Origin of the sequence: Xanthomarina arctica, from assembly GCF_014638915.1 — a bacterium.
GTDB classification, from domain to species: domain Bacteria; phylum Bacteroidota; class Bacteroidia; order Flavobacteriales; family Flavobacteriaceae; genus Xanthomarina; species Xanthomarina arctica.
On the sequence record NZ_BMFQ01000002.1, the window covers coordinates 948,085 to 974,039 of the forward strand.

At 32.5% G+C, this 25,955-nt stretch carries 19 protein-coding genes and 2 tRNA genes; 11 read left to right on the forward strand and 10 right to left on the reverse strand.

Annotation, left to right across the window (positions count from 1 at the left end):
• Positions 1–3 precede the first annotated feature (3 nt).
• The 3 genes from IEV77_RS10625 to IEV77_RS10635 all read right to left on the reverse strand — a co-directional run bounded on the left by IEV77_RS10625 (position 4) and on the right by IEV77_RS10635 (position 2,344).
• Positions 4–78 (reverse strand) — tRNA-Pro (locus IEV77_RS10625).
• Between the two features lie 31 nt (positions 79–109).
• A tRNA-Ser gene (locus tag IEV77_RS10630) sits at positions 110–196 on the reverse strand.
• A 99-nt stretch (positions 197–295) separates the two neighbouring features.
• Complete coding sequence (locus IEV77_RS10635; protein WP_188464547.1) at positions 296–2,344, reverse strand: HD family phosphohydrolase; 2,049 nt, start codon at positions 2,342–2,344, stop codon at positions 296–298.
• A gap of 128 nt (positions 2,345–2,472) precedes the next feature.
• Here IEV77_RS10635 and IEV77_RS10640 point away from each other — a divergent pair, with 128 nt between their 5' ends.
• Positions 2,473–3,651, forward strand: coding sequence for an acetyl-CoA C-acyltransferase (locus IEV77_RS10640; RefSeq protein ID WP_188464549.1), 1,179 nt, complete (start codon positions 2,473–2,475; stop codon positions 3,649–3,651).
• A gap of 18 nt (positions 3,652–3,669) precedes the next feature.
• A complete protein-coding gene (locus tag IEV77_RS10645) occupies positions 3,670–4,419 on the forward strand; it encodes a C40 family peptidase (RefSeq protein WP_188464551.1) in 750 nt (249 codons plus the stop codon).
• A gap of 53 nt (positions 4,420–4,472) precedes the next feature.
• Here the strand turns inward: IEV77_RS10645 and IEV77_RS10650 are convergent, their stop codons facing one another.
• Together IEV77_RS10650 and gyrA are read right to left on the reverse strand one after the other, a co-directional pair.
• The gene (locus IEV77_RS10650; RefSeq protein ID WP_188464553.1) at positions 4,473–5,720 is read right to left on the reverse strand and encodes a tetratricopeptide repeat protein; all 1,248 of its coding nucleotides are present in this window, start codon (positions 5,718–5,720) and stop codon (positions 4,473–4,475) included.
• 29 nt (positions 5,721–5,749) lie between these two features.
• Complete coding sequence (gyrA, locus tag IEV77_RS10655) at positions 5,750–8,311, reverse strand: DNA gyrase subunit A (RefSeq protein WP_188464555.1); 2,562 nt, start codon at positions 8,309–8,311, stop codon at positions 5,750–5,752.
• A gap of 259 nt (positions 8,312–8,570) precedes the next feature.
• Here gyrA and IEV77_RS10660 point away from each other — a divergent pair, with 259 nt between their 5' ends.
• Both IEV77_RS10660 and IEV77_RS10665 read left to right on the forward strand, forming a co-directional pair.
• Entirely contained in the window at positions 8,571–11,135 is a 2,565-nt protein-coding gene (locus IEV77_RS10660) for an ATP-dependent Clp protease ATP-binding subunit (RefSeq protein WP_188464557.1), read from the forward strand.
• Positions 11,136–11,253: 118 nt separating this feature from the next.
• Positions 11,254–11,625: a hypothetical protein gene (locus IEV77_RS10665; RefSeq protein WP_188464559.1), complete on the forward strand. Its 372-nt coding sequence runs from the start codon at positions 11,254–11,256 to the stop codon at positions 11,623–11,625.
• A gap of 4 nt (positions 11,626–11,629) precedes the next feature.
• Here IEV77_RS10665 and hutH read toward each other — a convergent pair whose 3' ends face one another.
• Positions 11,630–13,138, reverse strand: coding sequence for a histidine ammonia-lyase (hutH, locus tag IEV77_RS10670; RefSeq protein ID WP_188464561.1), 1,509 nt, complete (start codon positions 13,136–13,138; stop codon positions 11,630–11,632).
• Positions 13,139–13,264: 126 nt separating this feature from the next.
• Here hutH and IEV77_RS10675 point away from each other — a divergent pair, with 126 nt between their 5' ends.
• Positions 13,265–14,299, forward strand: a complete 1,035-nt coding sequence (locus IEV77_RS10675) for a TlpA family protein disulfide reductase (protein WP_188464563.1) — start codon at positions 13,265–13,267, stop codon at positions 14,297–14,299.
• A gap of 71 nt (positions 14,300–14,370) precedes the next feature.
• On the opposite strand, the gene IEV77_RS10680 is transcribed toward IEV77_RS10675, so the two are convergent.
• The gene (locus IEV77_RS10680; protein ID WP_188464565.1) at positions 14,371–15,927 is read right to left on the reverse strand and encodes an NAD(P)H-hydrate dehydratase; all 1,557 of its coding nucleotides are present in this window, start codon (positions 15,925–15,927) and stop codon (positions 14,371–14,373) included.
• Positions 15,928–16,215: 288 nt separating this feature from the next.
• On the opposite strand from IEV77_RS10680, the gene thrA reads away from it, so the two are divergent.
• The 6 genes from thrA to IEV77_RS10710 all read left to right on the forward strand — a co-directional run bounded on the left by thrA (position 16,216) and on the right by IEV77_RS10710 (position 23,364).
• Positions 16,216–18,657: a bifunctional aspartate kinase/homoserine dehydrogenase I gene (gene thrA / locus IEV77_RS10685; RefSeq protein ID WP_188464567.1), complete on the forward strand. Its 2,442-nt coding sequence runs from the start codon at positions 16,216–16,218 to the stop codon at positions 18,655–18,657.
• Between the two features lie 2 nt (positions 18,658–18,659).
• On the forward strand, positions 18,660–19,580 hold the full coding sequence (locus tag IEV77_RS10690) for a homoserine kinase (protein WP_188464569.1): 921 nt from the start codon (positions 18,660–18,662) through the stop codon (positions 19,578–19,580).
• A 40-nt stretch (positions 19,581–19,620) separates the two neighbouring features.
• Complete coding sequence (gene thrC, locus IEV77_RS10695) at positions 19,621–20,913, forward strand: threonine synthase (protein WP_188464571.1); 1,293 nt, start codon at positions 19,621–19,623, stop codon at positions 20,911–20,913.
• Between the two features lie 4 nt (positions 20,914–20,917).
• Positions 20,918–21,433: a GNAT family N-acetyltransferase gene (locus tag IEV77_RS10700; RefSeq protein ID WP_188464573.1), complete on the forward strand. Its 516-nt coding sequence runs from the start codon at positions 20,918–20,920 to the stop codon at positions 21,431–21,433.
• A 103-nt stretch (positions 21,434–21,536) separates the two neighbouring features.
• Complete coding sequence (locus IEV77_RS10705) at positions 21,537–22,481, forward strand: alpha/beta fold hydrolase (protein WP_188464575.1); 945 nt, start codon at positions 21,537–21,539, stop codon at positions 22,479–22,481.
• A 64-nt stretch (positions 22,482–22,545) separates the two neighbouring features.
• Entirely contained in the window at positions 22,546–23,364 is an 819-nt protein-coding gene (locus IEV77_RS10710) for an alpha/beta hydrolase (protein WP_188464577.1), read from the forward strand.
• A gap of 198 nt (positions 23,365–23,562) precedes the next feature.
• On the opposite strand, the gene IEV77_RS10715 is transcribed toward IEV77_RS10710, so the two are convergent.
• The 3 genes from IEV77_RS10715 to IEV77_RS10725 form a co-directional block, all read right to left on the reverse strand.
• On the reverse strand, positions 23,563–23,865 hold the full coding sequence (locus IEV77_RS10715; protein WP_188464579.1) for a type II toxin-antitoxin system RelE/ParE family toxin: 303 nt from the start codon (positions 23,863–23,865) through the stop codon (positions 23,563–23,565).
• Positions 23,849–24,082, reverse strand: a complete 234-nt coding sequence (locus tag IEV77_RS10720) for a hypothetical protein (protein ID WP_188464580.1) — start codon at positions 24,080–24,082, stop codon at positions 23,849–23,851. The genes IEV77_RS10715 and IEV77_RS10720 overlap by 17 nt, the downstream gene beginning before the upstream one ends.
• A gap of 74 nt (positions 24,083–24,156) precedes the next feature.
• A complete protein-coding gene (locus tag IEV77_RS10725; protein WP_188464583.1) occupies positions 24,157–25,791 on the reverse strand; it encodes an aminopeptidase P family protein in 1,635 nt (544 codons plus the stop codon).
• Positions 25,792–25,955 lie beyond the last annotated feature (164 nt).

Genomic DNA, 25,955 nt, shown 5'->3' on the forward strand with positions numbered 1-25,955 from the left:
TTGTCGGGGTGGCAGGATTCGAACCTGCGGCCTCCACGTCCCAAACGTGGCGCGATAACCGGGCTACGCTACACCCCGAAAACAGTTATCTGATAATAATAAAAAAAAGCGGAGAGACAGGGATTCGAACCCTGGGTAAGTTTTCACCTACGACGATTTAGCAAACCGTTCCTTTCGGCCACTCAGGCACCTCTCCAGTAATATTTGTATGAACGCACATTTGAAATTAAATGCGGATGCAAATGTAGCTTTTCATCTTAAATAACGCAACTATTTTTTTCACTTTTTTTAATATTTATTCTGGATATTCAATTCGCAAATGGTAAATGTTTGCAAGCTTGTGTTTTAGCACTTTTTTAATGGCTTGAATTTCTTTAAAAGTTATGTTTGCATTCAAGAATTGTTCGTCCACCATCTGCTTATTGATAATATTTTCAACAAATGCATCAATTTTACTCGATGTTGGTTCCTTTAAACTTTTAGATGCCGCTTCTACACTATCGCACATCATCAAGATAGCTGTTTCTTTACTAAACGGTTTTGGACCAGGATAAGTAAATAAACTTCTGTCCACGGAATCATCTATATCTTTTTCTTTTTTATAGAAATAATAAACAACGCTAGTTCCATGGTGTGTTCTAATAAAATCGATTACGCGGTCTGGCAGGTTGTTCTTTTTAGCTATTTCAATCCCGTTAATTACATGATCAATTATAATTTTAGCACTTTCCTTCGAAGATAACTCATCGTGCGGATTAATACCGGTTGACTGATTTTCTGTAAAATAAGTAGGGTTCATCATTTTACCAATATCATGATACAATGCTCCTACTCTAACCAACATGGCATTTGCTCCAATTTCATTTGCAGAAGCTTCAGCTAAATTAGCGACGTTTAAAGAATGATGAAAGGTTCCTGGTGCTTTGTTGGATAGTTCCTTTAAAAGTTTGGTATTCGTATCCGACAATTCCAATAATGACACATCTGAAACCAATCCAAAAATCTTTTCATAGGCATAAATTAAAGGTTGCACGAATAAGGTTGCCAAGCCACAAAGTACAAACATTCCGAAGGTTTCCCATTCTAAGGTTTCAACACTTCCTTCATGTATTACAAAAAACGCAAAATAGGCGATGATGTAAATAAGTGTGATTTGTCCGACAGAAATAAACAGATTCGCACGTTTATAAAGCTCAGAAACCGTTAAAATAGTAACAATTCCAGCTATTATTTGAAGAAACATATACTCGTAACTGTTTGGCACTATAGAACCAAGTAGAAGTACCGTAATAACATGGGTAAACAACCCTAAACGAGCATCAAAAAAGGCTTTAAGAACTAGCGGTAAAATACACAGTGGAACAACATAAATATATTGCGAATTATAACTAACAACCAACGTGGTAATTAAAACCATTAAAAACACATTGAAAAAAATAAAAGTTACTTTAGTATTGTTCTCAAAAATGTCGTTTCTATATTTTCGTAAGAATAACAATAACATCAGTAATGCTAAAGAAACCAATAAGGTATAGGCAAATACAATCCAATAATAATTCGATTTTGTCCATACTTGAGACTCATATTCAGATTCTAGCGATTTTAAAATTTGATATTTATCTCCTTCAACCACTTCACCTTTAGAGATTATTAGCGTTTCTTTTTCAACACTTCCTCTGGTAAATGAAATTTTATCTAATTCATTTTGTAAGGCTTTCTCCGTAAACTCTTTATCATAGCTAAGATTTGGCTCTATAACATCGAAAAACAAAGCAATAAATGGCTTTTGAAATTCCATTAAATTTTCTTTAACTAAGAAATTGGTTATGCTATTTTTAATGTCGTTTTGCTTAACTAAATCAGAAAATCTAACAGTTTGTTTCTCTGTTCTATCTTCAAGAAGAATGGCTTTCTTGTCTTTTGAAAATTTATAATCTTCATTTAAAACTCCGTTTACATATAGTTTATTAATTAAATCTAAGCCTGTGTTATATAATTTATTTTTATAGGAAGTCACTAAAGTGTCCGGCAGTTCCAATTTAAACTCAGATTTATAATTTGAAACGACACGTTCTGTAATGTTTGGCTCAAGAATAAAATATAAATTAGCTTTATCTGTTATCTCCTTTTTCTCAACTTTTATTTCTTCATCCGTTTTTTTAATAGCAAAATCGAATGGTGCGTATAAGTTTTCGGATTGCCAAGGTTTCCCTTTTTCAAAATTATACTTAAACTTGCCACTTTTAGGAAACAAATAAACAATTAAAAACGTGGTACTTATAAAAAGAATTAATTTATAAGCAAGAGAATGATTTCTATAAAGAAAATTAATAAAGTCTTTCATTGATTAGGTTCGAGTATTCAAATGTAATAAAAATTACAGCGAATTAGGTGACTTATAATAAGTGAAACATTCTAAATTCTATAAAAAATTGATTAATTTTGCATCATTAAAATTTAAACCCACAGAAAATGAGTAAAGAAGTCGTAATTGTATCTGCAGCCAGAACACCAATAGGTAGTTTTTTAGGTGCTATATCTACTATAACAGCACCAAGATTAGGTGCAATAGCTATTAAAGGTGCTTTAGATAAAATAAACCTAGATCCAAATTTGGTTCAAGAAGTGATTATGGGAAATGTGGTTTCTGCTGGAACTGGACAAGCTCCTGCAAGACAAGCAGCAATTTATGCTGGTATTCCAAATACAGTTCCATGTACTACGGTTAATAAAGTATGTGCTTCTGGAATGAAAAGTGTGATGCAAGCCGCTCAAGCAATTGCTTTAGGAGATGCCGATATTATTGTGGCTGGAGGAATGGAAAACATGAGTTTAATTCCACATTATTATCATGCAAGAACTGGAACAAAATTTGGACCAGCAACATTAGAAGATGGAATGCAGAAAGATGGTTTGGTAGATGCTTACGATAACAACGCCATGGGTGTTTGTGCCGATGCATGTGCTACAGAATATAAATTTTCTCGTGAAGATCAAGATGCTTATGCTATTCAATCATATAAAAGATCTGCAGCAGCCTGGGAAGCTGGAAAATTTGATAATGAAGTAGTTCCTGTGGAAGTACCTCAACGTCGTGGAGATGCTATTATTGTTTCTAAAGATGAAGAATTTACAAATGTTAAACTAGATAAAATTCCTGGCTTACGTCCTGCTTTTACAAAAGATGGTACGGTTACAGCTGCAAATGCTTCCACTATTAATGATGGAGCTGGCGCAATGGTATTAATGAGTAAAGAAAAAGCTCTAGAGCTAGGTTTAAAACCATTGGCAACCATTACAGGATATGCAGATGCTGCTCATGAACCTGAATGGTTTACAACAGCACCTTCTAAAGCATTACCAAAAGCTTTGAATAAAGCAGGTATTTCTTTAAAGGATGTTGAATATTTTGAATTTAACGAAGCTTTTTCAATTGTTGGTTTAGCCAATATGAAAATTTTAGGACTAAATGATAGCAATGTTAATGTTAATGGTGGAGCTGTTTCTTTAGGTCACCCACTTGGTTGTTCTGGTGTTCGAATTTTAATTACTTTATTAAATGTTTTAGAACAAAACAACGCAAAAATTGGTGCAGCAACAATTTGTAATGGTGGTGGTGGTGCTTCGGCAGTTGTAATTGAAAGAAACTAATCCTGATATTTAATATTAATGCAATACGGAATTTGTAATTTAAGCATTGTTCCTTTAAGACTAGAACCTACAGACACTAGTGAATTAGTTTCACAAGTGTTGTATGGCGATTCTTTTAAAGTAATTGAACAACGTAAGTCTTGGAGCAAAATCCGTATTAGTTTTGACAGCTATGAAGGTTGGATTGATAATAAACAATATATTGAAATTTCTGAAGAACAATACCTTACCCTTCAAATAGAAAATCCCATACTTTCAAAAGATTTGGTTGAATTTGTTGAAGATAAGGAACAACAGCTTTATGCTATTCCATTAGGATCATCATTAAACGGACTTTCACTTTTAAACCATTTACATGATGGTCACGTAATAACGGGTTTAAAGCCAAAAGCTAATATTATTGAAACGGCTTTTCTCTATTTAAATGCGCCATATTTATGGGGAGGAAAAACGCCATTTGGAATTGATTGTTCTGGTTTTACTCAAATGGTTTATAAACTTAATGGCTATAAGCTTTTAAGAGATGCTTCTCAACAAGCTACTCAGGGAGAGGCTTTAAGCTTTATAGAAGAAAGCGAACCTGGAGATCTTGCTTTTTTTGATAATAATGAAGGCCAAATTGTACATGTTGGCATCATTATGGAAGACAACTACATTATTCATGCTCATGGTAAAGTTAGAATTGACAGATTAGATCATTCTGGTATATATAATCATGATAAACGCATGCACACTCATAAATTAAGAGTCATAAAAAAAGTGATATAAAAAAAAGCTGCAAATAATTGCAGCTTTTTTTTATATCACTTTTTTAGAAGAAATTAATTCCCTCCTAAAGATTCTACTGTAGCTTTCATAGCTTTATATTTATCATCTCCAGTAGCACTATAAATATTCATTAAAGTGGTAGCTGCTTCAATATTTGCTGGATCAGTTACTAAAACACCTTCCAAGTATGGAATAACACTTTTATAAATCTCAGATCTTTGTAATTTCAACTCATCATAACGTTTGTTATCAGCTGAAGAACTACCTAATCCATTCATTTCTTGAATAAGGGCTTTCTCTTGATTCAAGATCATTGAAGCCATATTAATTTTAGAATTTACATCCGTTGGATCTAATACAATAGCTCTATCATAATATTTTTTAGCTGATTCAATATCTCCAGAATCTTGAGACATAACACCTAAATTAAATTGTAATTCAGCATTGTTAGGATCTCTTTCAGTGGCTATAGTTAATAATTCTTTAAATTTCTCAGTATCTCCTAATTTGTAATACAAATTTGCTTGAGATATTAATAAATTTAAATCATCAGGATTTGCTTCTCTAGCTTTAGTCATTGCAATCAGAGCTTGTTCATTATCACCTTTATTGGTATAAATTAAAGCCATGTTTTTAACAATTTCTGCCTTTTTAGATTCTGTATGACGCTTACTAGGTTTTACGAAATCACCTCCTTTAACAGAAATATCTCTAATATTTTTGCTTTGAAAAACTTCGATTACACCTGTTTCTTTATTTACAGCAATATATTCAGTTTCAATACCTGTATAATTTAATTCTTCTAATTCCTCATAAAGAACTAAAGCTCTATCATACTCTTGAACACCAGTAGCTGTTGCAGCGGCATAATATAAATACAACGTATCTTGAGGAGAAACTCTATAGGCATTTTCAAAATTCTTTGAAGACAAACTAAAGTCATTACTTTCGTAAGCATCATTACCTTTTTTTACAAAAGATTGTAACATGGTATTTCTTAATTCTTGGTTTTCAACCTCTAAATCACCTTGAACTAAACCTAAACTTTTTAATGCTTTTGCAACATCGTCGTTATTAGCAGATCCATTTGCGTATAACGCCTTAGCATTTAATAAATAATATTGAGCCTTAAGGTCTTCATTCATAGAAGACAACATTGGCTCTACCTGAGTTAATAAACTTTTCGCTTCAGCATAATTGCTGTCTTTAATTGCTTTTTCTGCAGATTTTAATTCTTTTTTCTGTGCGAAACTAAAAGCAGTTACCATGATTGCCAAAGCAACTATAAATTGTTTTTTCATTGTTATTAATATTAAATTATTTTATTTTTTTATTCTTCTTCACTAGAATTATCAAGAGTTGTGCCATCTTCATTTTGAGTTTCCTCATTAGCCTCATTAGTCGTTTCTGGAATTATAATATTTCCATCTTCATCTAATTCAACCTCATCTTCGTCATGCATCACTTTAGCAACAGCTGCAATAGAATCGTTTCCTTTTAAGTTAATAAGTTTAACACCTTGAGTAGCTCTACCCATAACTCTTAAGTTTTGAACTGCCATTCTAATTGCAATACCCGATTTATTGATAATCATTAAATCGTCACTATCAGTTACATTCTTAATCGCTACTAAGTTACCTGTTTTTTCAGTAATAGAAATAGTTTTTACACCTTTCCCTCCTCTATTGGTAATTCTGTAATCTTCTAAGCTAGAACGTTTCCCGTATCCGTTTTCTGAAACAACAAGAATATCGCTTTCCATATCGTCAACAGCAATCATTCCAATAACTTCGTCTGTTTTCTCATCTTGTAAACGAATTCCTCTTACACCAGAAGCACTTCTACCCATTGGTCTGGTTTTAGCTTCTTCGAAACGAATAGCTTTCCCAGATTTTAAGGCTAACATTACCTGACTTTCGCCTGTAGTAAGTTTTGCTTCTAATAAGATATCATCATCTTTAATTGTAATGGCATTAATTCCATTAGTTCTAGGTCTCGAATATTGTTCTAAAGATGTCTTTTTAACCTGACCTTTTTTAGTAGCCATAATTACGTAATGACTATTAATGTAATCTTCATCTTTTAAATCTTGAGTACAGATAAACGCCTTAACAGCATCGTCTTGTTCAATATTAATTAGATTTTGAATAGCACGACCTTTAGATGTTTTACTTCCTTCTGGAATTTCATAAACACGCATCCAGAAACATTTCCCTTTTTGTGTAAAGAATAACATGTATTGGTGGTTTGTACCAACAAATAAATGCTCTAAGAAATCTTCATTTCTAGTAGTTGAAGCTTTTTGCCCAACGCCTCCTCTATTTTGGGTTTTATATTCTGAAAGTGATGTACGCTTAATATAACCAGCATGTGAAATAGTAATAACTACTTTTTCGTCTGGAATCATATCTTCAATACTTAAATCGCCACCGGCATATTCAATTACTGAACGACGTTCATCTCCATATTTATGTTTTACTTCGGCAAGTTCTGTTTTAATAATTTCCATACGACGATCTTTTTTATCAAGAATGTCTTTTAAATCTTCAATGGTAATCATTAAATCATCGTATTCAGTACGTAATTTGTCTTGTTCCAATCCTGTTAATTGACGCAAACGCATTTCAACAATGGCTTTTGCTTGAATTTCAGAAAGTTTAAAACGTTCAATTAATTTTTCGCGAGCCTCATCTGCATTATTAGATGCACGAATAATTTTTATAACCTCATCAATATTATCTGACGCTATAATTAAACCTTCAAGAATATGAGCACGTTCTTCAGCTTTACGTAATTCGTAGGTGGTTCTTCTAACAACTACTTCGTGTCTGTGTTCAACGAAATAATGAATAAGCTCCTTTAAATTAAGCATTTGAGGTCTTCCATTAACAAGTGCAATATTATTCACACTAAAAGAAGATTGTAAGGCTGTATATTTATAAAGTTTATTTAAAACAATATTTGGAATGGCATCACGCTTTAAAACGTAAACGACACGCATTCCATTTCTATCAGATTCGTCACGGATGGTTGCAATACCTTCTAATTTCTTTTCATTTACCAAATCTGCAGTCTTTTTAATCATGTCTGCTTTATTCACTTGGTAAGGAATCTCTGTAACTATAATACATTCTCTCCCTTGAACTTCTTCGATAATAGCTTTTCCACGCATGACAATTCGTCCACGCCCAGTATGAAAAGCTTCTTTAACACCGTCATATCCATAAATAGTTCCTCCTGTAGGAAAATCTGGCGCTTTAACGTGTGTTATTAATTCGTCAATTTCAATGTCTGTATTTTCAATATAAGCAATAATTCCATCTACCACTTCACTTAAATTGTGAGGAGGCATATTGGTAGCCATACCAACAGCAATACCAGATGCACCATTTACTAATAATCCTGGGATTCTAGTTGGTAATACAGTTGGTTCCTGTAAAGTATCATCAAAATTCAATTTATGATCTACTGTTTCTTTATCAATGTCTGCAAGCATATCTTCCGATATTTTACGCATACGTGCTTCTGTATAACGCATTGCTGCAGGACTATCTCCATCTACAGATCCAAAGTTCCCTTGTCCATCAACTAACATGTAACGCAAACTCCATTCTTGAGCCATACGAACCATGGCATCGTAAACAGAGGTATCTCCGTGTGGATGGTACTTTCCTAAAACTTCCCCAACAATTCTTGCTGATTTTTTATGTGCTCCCGTTGCTCTAATTCCCAATTCATGCATTCCAAAAAGAACACGTCTATGAACTGGTTTTAAGCCATCTCTTACATCTGGTAAAGCACGTGACACAATGACTGACATTGAATAGTCAATGTAAGCCGATTTCATTTCATCTTCAATGTTAATTGGAATGACTTTTTCTCCTTCTGTCATATATAAATTTAATTAGTTTTTTTCTAGTTTTTCAAATCGTGCTAATATAACCATTTCAGCAGTTAGAGTAAGTCTTTCTTATGAATTTTTTGAAGTTTTTTATTAACAATCTAAAGCTGTTTTATTTAATAAGTAAGCTGTTAAATATTTTGATTTTATTAAGTTTTTTTTGTCTATTAGCACAATACCTATATTTTAAGGTATAGTTTTTGTTTTTAGTTAGATGAATTAGTATTTTTAATGAAGAAAGGAATAATATATGGATGATAATTTTTCCCCAAGAGTCAAAGATGTAATTGCTTACAGCAAAGAAGAAGCCTTACGTTTAGGTCATGATTTTATTGGCACCGAACATTTAATGCTTGGTTTGCTTCGTGACGGCAACGGCAAAGCCATAAATATTTTGAATGCCCTAGAGATAGATTTAAATCATTTAAGGCGAAAAGTAGAAATATTAAGTCCTGCAAATCCAAATATTACTGTAGTTTCTAACGAAAAAAAGAATTTACATTTAACAAGACAAGCAGAACGAGCTTTAAAAACAACGTTTTTAGAAGCCAAATTATTTCAAAGTACCTCTATAAATACAGCCCATTTATTGCTGTGTATTTTAAGAAATGAAAACGATCCAACTACCAAGCTTTTAAACAAGCTAAAAGTGGATTATGATAACGCAAAAGAACAATTTAAGTTTATGATAACGAACGAAGAAGAAGATTATCCCGACGTTTCGGGAGAACCAAAAGCAGAATCGTTTCAAGATGATGATTCTAGTATGGATGACGATACATCAAAAGACAACCTTTTCAATACCCCGTCATCTAAAGCAAATAAGAAATCTAAAACACCTGTTTTAGATAACTTTGGTCGCGACTTAACTGCTATGGCAGAAGAAGGCAAACTCGACCCAGTTGTTGGAAGAGAGAAAGAAATTGAACGTGTTTCTCAAATTTTAAGTAGACGTAAGAAAAACAACCCGCTTTTAATTGGAGAACCTGGGGTTGGTAAATCTGCCATTGCTGAAGGTTTAGCAAATAGAATTGTCAGTAAAAAAGTGTCACGTATTTTATTCAACAAACGCGTAGTAACTCTTGATTTAGCTAGCTTAGTTGCGGGAACAAAATACAGAGGACAGTTTGAAGAACGTATGAAAGCCGTTATGAACGAGCTGGAAAAAAATGATGATATTATTCTATTTATCGACGAAATCCATACCATTGTTGGAGCTGGTGGGGCAACGGGAAGTTTAGATGCATCAAACATGTTTAAACCTGCCTTAGCACGTGGAGAAATTCAATGTGTTGGAGCTACAACTTTAGATGAATATAGACAGTATATTGAAAAAGATGGCGCTTTAGAACGTCGTTTTCAGAAAGTCATCATCGAGCCTACAAGCGTTGAAGAAACCATTGAAATCCTTAATAATATTAAGGACAAATATGAAGAACATCATAATGTTAATTACACGCCAGAAGCTATTGAAGCTTGTGTAAAATTAACTAACAGATACATGACAGAACGGTTTTTACCAGATAAAGCTATTGATGCTTTAGATGAAGCCGGATCTAGAGTTCATATAAAAAACATCAATGTTCCGAAACAAGTTTTAGAACTTGAGGCACAACTGGAAGCAGTTAAAGTTTCTAAAACTTCGGTTGTTAAAAAGCAAAAATATGAAGAAGCAGCCAAGCTCAGAGACGATGAAAAACGTTTAGAAAAAGAATTGGCCATTGCTCAAGAAAAATGGGAAGAAGACACCAAACTGCACCGTGAAGTTGTAACAGAAGATAATGTTGCAGATGTTGTATCCATGATGACTGGAATCCCTGTTAATAGAATTGCACAAACTGAAAGCACTAAATTAGCTCAGTTACCTGAATTAATTAAAGGAAAAGTTATTGGTCAGGACGAAGCTGTTGCAAAGGTTGTTAAAGCCATACAACGTAATCGTGCTGGACTTAAAGATCCAAACAAGCCCATTGGTTCGTTTATATTTTTAGGACAAACAGGTGTTGGGAAAACGCAATTAGCCAAAGTGTTATCTAGACAATTATTTGATAGTGAAGATTCACTTATTAGAATTGACATGAGTGAATACATGGAGAAATTTGCTATTTCTAGATTAGTTGGTGCACCTCCAGGATACGTAGGTTATGAAGAAGGTGGGCAATTAACTGAAAAAATTAGACGCAAACCTTATGCTGTTGTCTTATTAGATGAAATTGAAAAAGCACATCCAGATGTTTTTAACATGTTGTTACAAGTTTTAGATGATGGTTTCTTAACTGATAGCTTAGGAAGAAAAATAGACTTTAGAAATACCATTATCATTATGACTTCTAACATTGGTTCTAGAAAATTAAAAGATTTTGGAGCAGGAGTTGGTTTTGGAACAGCTTCTCAAAAAGCTCAGGAAGATGCTAATGCAAAAGGTGTTATTGAAAATGCGCTTAAAAAAGCCTTCGCACCAGAATTTCTAAATAGAATTGATGATGTTGTTGTCTTCAATGCTCTTGAAAGAGCAGATATCGACAAGATTATTGATATTGAGTTAGAAACTTTAGTTGAACGTATTAAATCTTTAGGTTATACGCTAAAATTAAGCAAAAAAGCTAAAGACTATATTGCCGATAAAGGTTTCGATAAACAATATGGAGCTAGACCTTTAAAAAGAGCTATTCAGAAATACGTTGAAGATAAATTAGCCGAAGAAATCATTAACTCAAACGTTAAAGAAGGAGATGTTATTTCAATGGATTTAGATACAAAAACTCAAGAATTAACAGTAAAAATTGAAAGATCCAAAAATAAAACAGAATCTTAACTGTTAGCCCTTACTATACTTAAAAACGCCATTAAAAATATTTAATGGCGTTTTTAATTTATAACTAGTTTATTTCCTAATTTTACCATATCTTAATAGATATTCATTTTATTCATTTATGTTAGATTCACTTACACTTCCATTTGGTACTGTTTCATTTCACGAAAACTATATGGTTTCTGTTATGAACGAAGGCATTACTGTAAATATTGGTCTAAATAATGTTTTGGAAGATTTAGCTAAATCATATTTTAAAAATAAAAATTTCGTTTACATTACGCACAGAATAAACTCTTATTCTGTAGACCCAAACATTTATTTTAAAACCTCTCAAATCTCTAATTTAGTAGGTTTTGCGGTTGTTACAGGTAATAAGCTTCATTTGGATAATATTGAACTTGAAAAAATGTTTTTTACTAAGCCTTTTAAAACTTTTAAATCTTTAACCAAAGCAATTGATTGGGCCAATAATCTAGTTGATAAGAATTAATTACCTATAAAACTTCCTGACTATCAATAGTTAAAGTATCAATAAAATATATTGAAGCTTCAATATCTTTATATAATTCTCTATCGAAAGCAACAAAAGGAACTTCTGCTCTATAGACAGTTAAAAAGCTTTCTATAAATTCGGAAGATTTTAAAGGAGCTCTTAAACTTAATGCTTGAGATGCATTAAATAATTCGATGGCTAAAATCCTTTTTATGTTAGTAATCAATCTGTAAGCTTGCGTTGCGGCATTTGCTCCCATGCTTACATGATCTTCTTGACCGTTACTAGATACAATACTATCAATACTTGCAGGGGAAGCCAATTGTTTATTTGCACTAACAATACTAGCAGCTGTATATTGAGGAATCATAAAACCTGAATTTAATCCTGGACTATCCACCAAAAATGCTGGTAATCCACGTAATCCAGATACTAATTGAAACACACGTCTTTCAGAGATATTTCCTAATTCTGCCATGGCTATTTTAAGATAATCTAATGCTAGAGCTAAAGGTTGTCCGTGAAAATTTCCGCCAGAAATAATTTCATCTTCTTTGGAGAAAATATTAGGGTTATCTGTTACAGAATTAATTTCAGTAATAAATGTTTTTTCAACAAAGGCTAAGGTATCTTTTGTGGCACCATGAACTTGAGGCATACATCTAAAGGAATAAGGATCTTGAACATGAACTTTCTCTTGTTTTATCAATTCACTTCCCTCTAGAAATTCTCTAATGCGCTCAGCAGTTTTTAGTTGTCCGTTATGTGGTCTAACTAAATGAACCAATTCGTTAAAAGGTTCTATCCTTCCATCGAAAGCATCTAAAGAAACACTTCCTATTAAATCGGCTAAATAAGAAAGTTTATAAGATTCAAATAACAAATGGATACCATAAGCACTCATAAATTGTGTGCCATTTAAAAGGGCTAAACCTTCCTTAGATTGCATGATAATCGGCTCCCAACCAAAGGCATTTAAAATAGCTTCTCCTGAATAAAGTTCTCCTTTATAAGACACTTCACCTTTTCCAATTAATGGTAGAGCCAAATGCGCTAAAGGTGCTAAATCACCAGAAGCCCCTAAAGAACCTTGGGTGAAAATTTTCGGATAAACCTCATTATTATAAAAATCCATTAATCGTTCAACCGTTTGTAATTGCACGCCGCTATGACCATAACTTAAAGATTGAATTTTAAGTAAGAGCATTAATTTTACAATTGCTTCCGGAACTTCATCTCCAGTACCACAAGCATGAGACATCATTAAGTTTTCTTGTAATTTTGTTAAGTTTTCTTTTGAAATTTTAACGTTATACAAGGAACCAAAACCTGTATTTATTCCATATATAGGATGATCTTGATTCTTTAATTTTTCATTTAAATACGTTCTACAATTAATTATTTTCTCTTTCGCTTCTTCTGAAAGTTTTAGTTGCATATTTTCTGATATGATACTATAAAGCGTCTTTAAATCGAGTGTTTTGGTAGAAATATAATGAATGTTGTCCATGTTTGTTTTTGATAGTTGTCAAAATTCAGCATTACAAACCTTTTATCCAAACAATTGTTAATAATTAACTGTTATGATGGAAATAATAATTAAACCGTTATTTTTGATAAAAATAAATAACCAACAATGAAAAAAATTATATTCATTTTAAGTGCAATTGCAGTAATTTCTTGCCAAGAAGAACCTAAAGACTATGTAACGTTTTCTGGAAAAATAACTAATAAAAGTAGTGATTCCGTTGTTTTAAGAACGCGCGATTATTCTAAAACCATTAAAGTTAATGAAGATGGGACATTTAGCGATACCCTAAAAGTTGAAACTGGTATTTACAACTTTTTTGACGGAAATGAAAGTGCAAACGTTTTCTTGAAAAATGGATACGACATCAACATGACCTTAGATACTAAGGAATTTGATGAAACAATTGTTTATACTGGAACAGGATCTGAGCACAGCAATTTTTTAACTGAAAAATCTTTAAAGGAAGAAAAATTATTAAATATTGACGAGTTAAGTGCCATTACAGACATGGCAGAACTTGATATTGCCATGGCCAACATAAAAACTGAATTAAACGAGTTTTATGCTTCTAAAACTGGTATCGATTCTTCTTTAATTAATAGTGGTGTTAAAGACATTGAGCCAATGGTTAAGTTTTATAAAGGCTATTTAGCAGATGCTATTTCATTGAAAACAGAATTTCCAGTAGGAGCTCCATCTCCAACTTTTGTAGATTACGAAAATATTGATGGAACAACGACCTCTCTTGAAGATTTAAAAGGAAAATACACATATATTGATATTTGGGCTACTTGGTGCGGTCCTTGTAAAGCTGAAATTCCTTCATTAAAAGCTTTAGAAAAAGAATATCATGGAAAAAACATTCAGTTTGTAAGCCTTTCTATTGATGACGATAGATCTCATGGTGGTTCTTGGGATAAAGCTCGCGAAGATTGGAAAGCTATGATTGCCGATAAAGAATTAAGTGGTATTCAATTATTTGCTCCAGAAGGATGGCAAACACCTTTTATTAGAGAATATAAAATTAATGGTATTCCTAGATTTTTATTAATCGATCCTAATGGAAATGTTGTGTCTCCAGATGCTCCAAGACCTTCAAGTGAGAAACTTATAGAATTATTTAATACGCTGGATATCTAATTCTTTTCAAATATAAAACTAAAAAAGCCACTCTGGTTGCTGAGCGTAGTCGAAGTACAGAGTAGCTTTTTTTATTTTCTTTTATTTTCTGATTCGGCTTCCGGTTGAGGCGGTTCTGGTTTCCAAAATAAATCTAGGTAAGCATCACCTAAAAATTCCACAACATGACTGGCAAATAAACTTTGATACCCTGTCTTTTCAACAGCAATATCCGCCGATTTTCCATGCAAATACACGCCAAAAATGGCAGAAACTAACGGATTATAGCCTTGCGCTAATAATCCAGTAATAATACCAGTTAAAACGTCTCCCGTTCCTCCTGTAGCCAATCCTGGGTTTCCTGTAGTATTTATATATAACTTATCTTCTAAAACAGTTATAGTATTCGCTCCTTTAATAACCACAATAACTTGATGCTTTTTAGAATAAGTTTTTACTTTTTTAAGTTTATCAAAATCATCTTTCCACACGCCAATTAAACGTTCCAATTCTTTAGGATGCGGTGTTAAAATAGTCCCTTCTGGAAGAAGCTTTATTAAGGCTTTCTTTTTTGATAAGATATTCAACCCATCTGCATCTACAACTAAAGGTGATTTATTACTTTTAAGAAAAGTTTCAAAAGCTTTAATCGTTTTTTCTTCTGTCCCCAAACCTACTCCAATTCCAATAGCTGTTGGTTCAAAATTTAATTCAATGTTAGTTATCATCTTTTCGTCTACATCCGTCAGGACCATAGCTTCTGGAAAAGCAGATTGAATAACCTGATACCCACATTTTGGAATATAAGCAGTTACCAAGCCTGCTCCAGATGCTAAAGTTGCTTTACTCGCTAAAGTAACAGCTCCTATTTTGCCATAACTCCCTCCAATTATTAGGGCATGGCCAAAATGGCCTTTATTCGAATATTTTTCTCGCGGTTGATAAAAGGTCAACGCTTCCTCTTTACGTATTAATTCTGCTTTGGTTTCGGTATTAATTAAAAAATCTCTGTCAATACCAATATCCAAAACCTCCCATTCTTTAGAATATTTAGCCGTTTCTGGTAAAAAGAACACCAGTTTGGGCGTTTGAAAACTCAAGGTGAAATTTGCCCAAACAACTCCGTTTTCATCCTTAGGAACCTGATCTGTATGTAATCCGGAAGGAATATCTATGGCCAAAGTAAAAGCTTTTGAAGCTTTAAAATGCTGAAACAATTGCTTTACCCAGTCTCCTACTTCCCTATTTAAACCAATACCAAAAACAGCATCTATAATAATGTCGTCTTCTTCAATTGGTGGAAAATCGTCTTTGCAATCCAATAAAGTTGGCCATTTTTTAGTAACGTGTTTTATCTTATCATAATTAAGCAAGAAATTCTTCGAACGTTTATCGCTACAATTCACTACATAAGTATCTACATTGTAACCATAGGTTACCAAATGTCTAGCCACAACCAAACCATCTCCTCCATTATCTCCTATTCCACAAAAAACATGAATAGGCACCTGTGCCCCTTGCATTTTAGTATGCAACCAGTTAAAAATCTGGATACCTGCACGCTCCATGAGTTCTGTTGACGATATGTTTTGCCTTTTGGCAGTTAATTTATCACCTTCGTAAACTTGCTCTTTCGATAATATTTTCATTTAAAAGTGTTTTTAATTTTCCATCGAATTATAAAAGAATTCAAGCTAAAAATTATCAATTTATTTGTTTATCTCAACAAAAATAATACATTTGAAGTATAGACAGATAAAATGTATCATTCTAATTACATACATAATCAATTATTAGCCAACAACACCTCTGTTGGTAATATTACTATTTTTACTACTTCAACCCTTTGGGGTTAATATAATTTTTCACTTCCGTCCTTCTTTGTAATTTATTTACAAAATCAAAAAAAATATTTAATAATCATAATTAGATTAATCATGAATGTATTGAAATTCGGAGGAACTTCTGTTGGCTCTTCAAAAAATATAAAACAAGTTATAACTATTCTTCAAGATTATTCTGAAAAAGAACAACTTATTTGTGTGGTATCGGCCATAGGTGGTATTACTAATAAGCTTCTAAAAGCTGGTGAATTGGCACAAAATAAAGATGAATCTTATTTATCTAAATTTAAAGAGATTAAGGAAATTCACTTTAATATTATATCTGAATTAATACCAAATCCCAAAGAATCTGTTTTAGATTATTTAGAAAGTAAACTACACGCTTTAAAAAATTTATTAGATGGTATCTATTTAATTAATGAGCTATCTCCAAAAACATCTGACAAACTTGTTAGTTTTGGTGAAACTTTATCGTCTTATATCATTGCTGAAACCATGAAACAGCAAGGCATAAACGTAGTCAGAAAAAATAGTCAAGACCTGATTACCACGAATTCTAATTTTGGTCATGCCCAAGTAAATTACCCAGTCACTAATAATAATATTCAATTTTACTTTAAAGACGCTAATCAAAAAATCACGATTCTGCCAGGTTTTGTTTCTAAATCTTTAGATAATGAAATTACAACTTTAGGTCGCGGTGGATCAGATTTTACAGCCGCAATTGTAGCTGCTGCTTTAAAAGTGAATCGTTTAGAAATTTGGACAGACGTGAGTGGCATGTATACAGCCAATCCGAAATTAGTAAAACAAGCCTATCCTATTAAAAATTTATCTTACCAGGAAGCTATGGAATTATCGCATTTTGGTGCTAAAGTTTTATATCCGCCCACGGTTCAACCTGTTTTAAGTTTAAACATTCCCATTCATATTAAAAACACATTACAACCAGATGCGGAAGGCACTGTAATCTCCAATGAAATTACCAATGGAAAAGCGGCTAAAGGCATCAGTAATATTGATGATATCGCTTTATTAACGCTTCAAGGAAATGGTATGGTGGGTATTCCAGGCTTTTCTAAGCGCCTATTCGAAACTCTTGCCCAAGAGAAGATTAATATTATTTTAATTACTCAAGCCTCGTCAGAACACTCTATTTGCTTTGGTATTGATCAAAATGATTCATTTAAAGCAGAACAAGCTATTAATGAAAGTTTTCAAAATGAAATTGCATTACATAAAATAGACCCGATTCTGGTTGAAAATAATTTAGCGATAGTCGCCTTAATTGGCGATAATATGAAAAATCATCAAGGTATTAGTGGTCGTATGTTTAGTGCCTTAGGAAAAAATAATATAAATATTCGTGCCATTGCTCAAGGAGCATCAGAAAAAAACATATCAACTGTTATTGCACAAAAAGATGTAAAAAAAGCATTAAATACCATTCATGAACGCTTTTTTGAAGATCAGAACAAACAACTCAATGTGTTTATTACTGGGGTTGGAAATGTTGGAGAGCGATTAGTGGAACAAATTAAACTTCAAAAGAAATATTTGAAAGAACATTTAAAAATAAATCTTCGAATTATAGGATTAGCTAATTCGCGGAAAATGATTTTTAATGATTCTGGATTATCTTTAAAATCATGGAAAACCGATTTAGAATCAGGAGAAAACACCTCTCTAAAAGCATTTCTAGAACGTGTCAAAGAACTCAATTTGCGTAACAGCATTTTTGTAGACGTTACTGCTAACAGCGATGTAGCCAATATATACTCAGACTATTTAAGAGAAAGTATAGCCGTTGTTGCTTGCAATAAAATAGCTTGTTCTAATGACTTTGAAAGCTATAAACAACTGAAAGAATTTTCTAAAAAATACAATGCTTCTTTTCTGTTTGAAACCAATGTAGGTGCCGGATTACCTATTATAGATACGCTAAGAAATTTGATGGCTTCTGGAGATAAAATTACAACGATTCAGGCTGTATTATCTGGAAGTTTAAATTTTGTTTTTAATAATTTTAATGATCAAACAAAATTTCACGATGTTGTAAAACAAGCTCAAAAGGAAGGATATACAGAACCAGACCCTAGAATAGACTTATCTGGTGTAGATGTGGCTAGAAAAATACTTATTTTGGCTAGAGAAAGCGGGTTGAAAATGGATTTAGAAGATATTGAGAACCATTCCTTTTTAACAAAAGCTAATTTAGAAAGTGATTCTGTTGATGACTTTTACCAGACTCTAATTACAGATGAAGCTCATTTTCAAAATCTATACGCATCTGCCAAACAAAATAAGTGTCAATTAAAATATGTTGCAGAACTAAAGGATGGAAAAGCGAAAGTTGGATTAAAAGAAATTCCTGTTGGACATCCGTTTTATAACTTAGAAGGAAAAGATAATATTGTAATGTTTTACACCGAACGCTATACCGAACAACCTATGATTATTAAGGGTGCAGGTGCTGGAGCAGATGTTACAGCTTCCGGTTTATTTGCTGATATTATTAGAATTGGTAACAATTAATTATGAATGAAATAAAAATATTCTCGCCAGCAACGGTCGCTAATGTTTCTTGTGGCTTTGATGTTCTAGGCTTTTGTTTAGATGCTATAGGCGACGAAATGGTTGTTAGAAAAACGAAGGAGAAAGGCATTAAAATCACAAAAATTGAAGGTTATGATTTGCCTTTTGAAGCTGAAAAGAATGTCGCAGGTGTTTCGGCTTTAGCTTTAATTGGACATGCTAATCCTGATTGTGGTTTTGAAATTGAAATTTATAAAAACATCAAACCTGGAAGTGGTATTGGAAGTAGTTCTGCTAGTGCTGCTGGAAGTGTTTTTGCTATAAATGAATTATTAGGGAAACCTTATAATAAAACCCAACTCACCAATTTTGCTATGAAAGGTGAAGCTTTAGCGAGTGGTAGCGAACATGCCGATAATTTGGCTCCAGGTATTTTTGGTGGCTTCACTTTGGTTAAAAGCACCGTACCATTAGAAATTTTAGAACTACCAACTCCTAGCCAATTATATGTGACCATTATTCACCCGCAAATCGAAATAAAAACATCTGAAGCCAGAGCTATTCTACCAAAAGAAATCCCCTTAAAAGATGCGATTACACAATGGGCAAATGTGGGTAGTCTTGTGCATGCTTTGCATACAAATGATTATAATCTAATTCAGAGATCGTTACAAGATGTCATTGTTGAACCCTACCGAAAATCATTAATCCCTTATTTTGAAGATGTAAAATCTTCAGCTTTAAAGATAGGAGCTTTAGGATGTGGCATTTCTGGTTCTGGGCCATCTATTTTCGTCTTAACTAAAGGAAAACAAAAAGCAAAAGATGTTGAAGAAGCAATTAAAACAGTTTATTCAAAAACAGACATTGAGTTTTATACATTTACATCAGCTATCAATACAGAGGGTATTAAAATAATCTAATTAATCTGCCAACCGTCTTCCATCAACGGTCATATACAAGATGAAATACTATAGTTTAAATAAAATAGCACCAGACACTTCTTTTAGTGAAGCCGTAATAAAAGGTATTGCACCAGACAAAGGACTTTATTTCCCAGAATCCATTACCCCTTTACCACAATCATTTTTTGATCATATTGACGAATTATCTCATACTGAAATTGCTTTTCAAGCCATTAAACAATTTGTTACCCCAGATATTCCTGAAGACATTTTAAAAACGATCATTGAAGAAACCTTGTCTTTTGATTTCCCTATTGTAAAACTGAATGAGAACATTTCGACTTTAGAATTATTTCATGGACCAACCATGGCTTTTAAAGATGTTGGAGCCAGATTTATGGCACGTTGTTTAGGCTATTTCAATAAGGATAATAATCAAGAAGTAACCGTTTTGGTAGCAACATCTGGAGATACTGGTGGCGCAGTTGCTAACGGGTTTTTAGGAGTAAAAGGTGTTAATGTTGTTATTCTTTATCCTAGTGGGAAAGTAAGTGATATTCAAGAGAAACAACTCACAACATTAGGTCAAAACATTACAGCTTTAGAAGTGGATGGTGTTTTTGATGACTGCCAAGACATGGTAAAACGTGCCTTTTTAGATACAGACATTACAAATTTTATGCAACTAACATCTGCCAACTCTATCAATGTGGCGCGTTGGTTACCTCAATTGTTCTATTTTATGTTTGCTTACAAACAGCTTCATAAGCAATACAAAAACCTTGTATTTTCAGTGCCAAGTGGAAATTTCGGGAACGTTTGTGCTGGTATGGTTGCGCAACAATTAGGCTTACCCATCAATCATTTTATAGCCTCCAATAATCAAAATAATGTAGTTTCTAATTATTTAAACACACAAAGTTACACGCCTAAACCATCAGTTCAAACCATCAGTAATGCTATGGATGTAGGAAACCCAAGTAATTTTGTTCGTATTCAAGAGATTTACAATAACGATTTCCATCTTTTAAGAAATAATTTGTCTGGTTTTAGTTTTACAGATGAAGAAACTAAAGAGGCTTTAAAAGAAATTTATACCCAATATAATTATGTTGCAGATCCGCATGGCGCTGTAGGTTATTTAGGTTGTAAGGCCTATTTAAAACATAATCCTAATGCGCATTGTGTGTTTTTAGAAACGGCGCATCCAACTAAATTTTTGGATGTTGTTGAAGACACTGTAAATACGAGCATTCCTTTACCTGACCAAATAAAAGCTGTTATCGATAAAGAGAAACAGGCGATTAGTATTTCAAATTACGATGGATTAAAATCTTTCCTTTTAAGTTAAAATTATGACTAACATTGTTAAGGCCAACTTAAGCCATGCTAAAATTCTTTCGGAAATAGGAAAACAAACGTTTATCGAATCTCATGGCATGAGTGCTCCGGAAAAAGATATTACCAATTATATTAAATCTAAGTTTACTAAAGTCGTATTTGAAGCTGAATTGGAAGATTCTAATAATATCTTTCACATGATTACTTACAATGAAAAACCAATTGGGTATTCTAAAATCAGTTACAATAGTACTCAAGAAAATATTTCGTTTAAAAACATTACAAAATTAGAAAGACTCTATATTTTACAAGAATACCATCATTTAAAATTAGGCTTTGAACTCTTTAAATTCAATGTTGAACTATCAAAAAAACAAAATCAAGCTGGTTTGTGGCTCTATGTATGGGTGGAAAATCAGAAGGCTATTAATTTTTATAACAAAGTTGGTTTTAAAATAATAGGTAGTTACGATTTCCAAATTTCTGAAACGCATTCCAATCCAAACCACCAGATGCTTTTAGTTTATTAAGCTAGAGTAATCATTTTAAAAAATATTTAATAACTTCGTTTTCAATAAAAATGACTGGTTTATGAGCCATTAAATAACATAACCACATCAAATAATATAAAATATGAAATTATTGATTAAAGGATTAAAAATTGTTTTATCCATTACAATTCTAATTCTTGTAGCGGTTGTTTTGTTCTTTGGACATCGAGACATCCCACTAAATGAATTAAAAACTAAATATACAAATACTGCATCTCAATTTGTTTCTATTGATGGTATGGAGGTGCATTTTCGTGACGAAGGAAACAAAACCGACTCTATTCCAATCGTATTAATCCATGGCACAGGAGCTAGTCTACAGACATTTGACGCGTGGACAGATATCCTGAAGAAATCAAATCGAATAATTAGAATGGATATTCCTGGTTACGGCTTAACAGGTCCATTTCTAGATGGCAATTATTCAATGACACAATACACATCCTTCTTAAAGGATTTTTTGATAGCTTTAGATATTAAACAATGTGTACTTGCTGGAAATTCTCTAGGGGGACAGATAGCGTGGAATTTCACTCTAGAAGAGCCTGATATGGTTGAAAAATTAATTTTAATCGATGCGGCTGGTTATCCTATGAATTCAAAGAGTGTTCCAATTGCTTTTAAAATGGCTAAAACGCCTGTTCTTAAAAATCTATTCACGTATTTAACACCTCGTTTTTTAGTGAGAGCAAGTGTTGAAAACGTTTATTTTGACACCTCAAAAGTAACTGACTCTTTAGTAGAAAGATACTTTGAACTAACTCTTAGAGAAGGAAATAGGCAAGCTTTTGTTGATAGGCTTGAAATCACTACCGATTCCAGCAATTATAAAAACATCAACAAAATTCAGCAACCAACATTGATACTTTGGGGAGCAGACGATTTATTAATTCCAGTAGATAATGCTTATAAATTTCAGGAAGATTTACCAAATGACACATTAGTCATTCTGGATGATATGGGTCATGTTCCAATGGAGGAAAATCCGCAAGAAAGCTTAAAACCCGTTTTAGAATTTTTAAATTAAAAATTATTAACTTCGTTTTTCATAGCTATTAAAAAAGACTATTTATCAACTAGTATCCGAAACCATGAAATATTTAAGTCAATTCATAATTCTCGCCATTCTATTAGCAAACTGTTCAAAAAAAACCACTTACAGCGATCCGATTCCTGAACATGATAGTTTTAAGATAGAGTCCATAGAAGTTAATGAAACTAGAACCATCAACGTTTGGACCCCTGAAGATTATAATGAAACGGATATATCTTATCCAGTTCTATACATGCCAGATGGTGGTATTGAAGGTGAAGATTTTCCACATATTGCAAATACTATTGCGAAACTTGTTAAAAACGAAAGCATCCCTCCTATTATTCTGGTTGGTATTGCAAACACAGATAGACATAGAGATTTAACTGGTTTTTCGGATACAGAATACGACAAACAATATGCGCCTCAAACTGATGGCGCTAAAAACTATAGAGCCTTTATTTCTGACGAATTATTTCAAGAAATTGGGAACCGATATAGAGTCACCGATAGAAAAGGACTAGTTGGAGAATCTCTCGCTGGACTTTTTGTTGTAGAAACTTTGTTTTTAACACCAGATTTATTCGATTTTTATATTGCTATGGATCCTTCCTTATGGTGGAATGATACGTATTTAACAAATACAGTTCAAGAACATTTAATAAATTTTCCAACTAAGAATATTAAATTTTGGTTTGCTGGATCGGATGCCGTAGATATTTCAAAAAGCACAAATAAATTGGCCGAAATTTTAACTACTAATGCACCTCAGACATTAACTTGGACCTATTCTGATGAGCCAAATGAACAACACAACACCATTTTTAGAGCCACCAAGGAGAAAGCTTTTATCTGGACTTTGAATGATAATGAATAACTAAAAAACCCATTAATTAAGACCGAAAAGAACAATACTTCGACGATTCTCAATTAGAGGAAGTTTATAATTTTGTGGACAAACCTTAATATTTAAAGTAACTTAATCCAAACTCGGTAGATTAAGTTATATAATGCACTTTTTTATCTCATGAGTTTTTCGATATCTTATAATTTTCTAGGCCTTCACAATATAAAATTATAATTTTTTACTATTTGGATTTTTGATATTAGAGAACAATGAAATTATTTCAATCGTATTTAAATTAATTTTATAATACAAACTATTATGTTTTTCAATAACGGCTTTTCTAACTTCATTTTTTTTAGATGATAAAGGAAATAATTTAGGGGCTTTCGAAATTAATTCAAGAGTATGTTCAAGTTTTGAGGAAAATTTTCTTAATTCTTTTTCAGTCCAATTAAATTCTAGATATTCAATTGTTTCCTTTAATTCGGAAAGTGCATGATCTGTCCAATATATTTTATAACCACTTATCATACATTTTCTTTGCCTCAGAATGGGAATTTAATTTACCACTATCTGCATCTTGAATTCCTTTTTCAATAGATTGCCTTTCAGCTAATGACATATCTTTCCACCAGTCTCTTTTTTCACTCTCTCTAAGTTTAATCAATTTATTAATTGTAGCAGAATCAGTTAGAGTAGATAACCATTGTATCAATTCAATTTTTTTATTCTCGATATCTATATCCATAACTATAAATTTACGAATTTTGCTTTATAAAACTATTTTTAAAAGGACATATTAAATCTGAAAAAGCTATTTACTTAATCCAAACTTGGCAGATTAAAGTTATTTAAGGCACTTTTCTCTTTCATAAGTTTTTCTATCTCTTCAGATTTTCTGGGAGCTTCAGCAGAAAGATTTACAGGCCCATTGTCGGTAATTAAAATATCGTCTTCAATTCTAACGCCAATTCCCCACCATTTTTCATCACAATCACTTCCATCTGGAATGTAAATACCAGGTTCCACAGTAATGACCATATTAGCTTGTAAAGGACCATAAAGTCCAGCATCGTGAACATCCAAGCCTATATAATGTGACGTTCCATGTGGAAAATATTTTCTAGAATCTTCTTCAGATTTTATAATGCCTAATTTCAACAAACCTTTTGTTATCACTTCCCTGCAAGCGGTATCTGTAGAATTATGTGGATTTCCAACAATTGCAGAAGCAATTCCTGCTTCTTGAGATTCATAAACTAAATCGTAAATTATTTTTTGCTCCGTGGTAAATTTTCCACTGGCAGGAATGGTTCTAGTAACATCGGCAGTGTAGCCATGATATTCGGCACCTAAATCCATTAAAACCAAATCGTTTTCTACTTTCAGTTTACTATTATCAATATAATGTAATACACAAGCATTGTTTCCTGCACCAACAATACTTGGGTATCCTTCGTATTCACTTCCATATTTTTTATAAACATATTCATGAATCCCTTGAATTTCGGTTTCAGACATACCTGGGTGCATGGCTTTCATTATTTCTCGTTGTCCCATAGCCGATATTCTAACCGCTTTTGTAAGCAACACCATTTCTTCAGGAGTTTTAATCTGTCTTAACTCTCCCATAATAGTGGTTAAGGTTTTAATATCTAAATTACTTTTAGGTGTTTCAGCTTCTATTTTAATTACTTGATTTTTTAATTCAATACGCGTCTTATTATCAGTGGTATTTATGTATTCTGAAATAATTTTATCCTCCTTTAATTCTGGGTAATATTCTAAGGCACGACCTAAATCCTTCACCAGATTATTACTATTTTCCACTTCAGTTACTTTGATCATCTCATACGCACGATCCTTCATTGGATTTGAATATGCTTCAACATTATAATTTGCTTGCGTCTTAAAAGTTTCAACCAAACTAAATAAATCGGCTTTATCTCTATTCGATTTTCTATAATCATCTTCAAAATTAAAAAACATGACTTTATCAAACGTCCCATAATCAATTCCTGACATCTCAAAATCTGTCCCAAAATAAGCCATATCGAAACCTAATTCCTTTTTGGCCCCTTCAGCTCCTAACCTATTGCCATTATAAAGTTCCATTCTTGCATTTTTTTCTTGAACATAAAGAATTTCATTATAGTCGTTTCCTTCTTCATTAGTTTGTGTTTCAGAAAAAATTACAACTACAGAATGTGGCTCTTTAAACCCTGTTAAATAATAAAAATTTGGATCTTGATGATATACATAATCCACATCGTTGGCACGATTTCTAATAGGATTCGCAAATAGAACTGCGACACTATTCTCTGGCATTTTTACTCTGAAAGCTTCTCTTCTAGTTTTATGAAAATCGGGTTTTAAATAATCTGTTGGATTCCCGTCTTGAGCAAATAAGGTAATAGAAAAAAACAAAAGGAAAAGAATAGTAAAATGAAGTTTCATATGGGTTTGGTTTTGGAAGTCTCTAAAATAATTATTTATACATAAAAATATTAAAAATTAACAAATTTTTAATCCCATTTTATACCTCAATAAATAGATACTTTCGATACTTTTGCTAGACAACTTAAGTTTAATTTATATGATTTCCGTCTTCCTACCAAAAC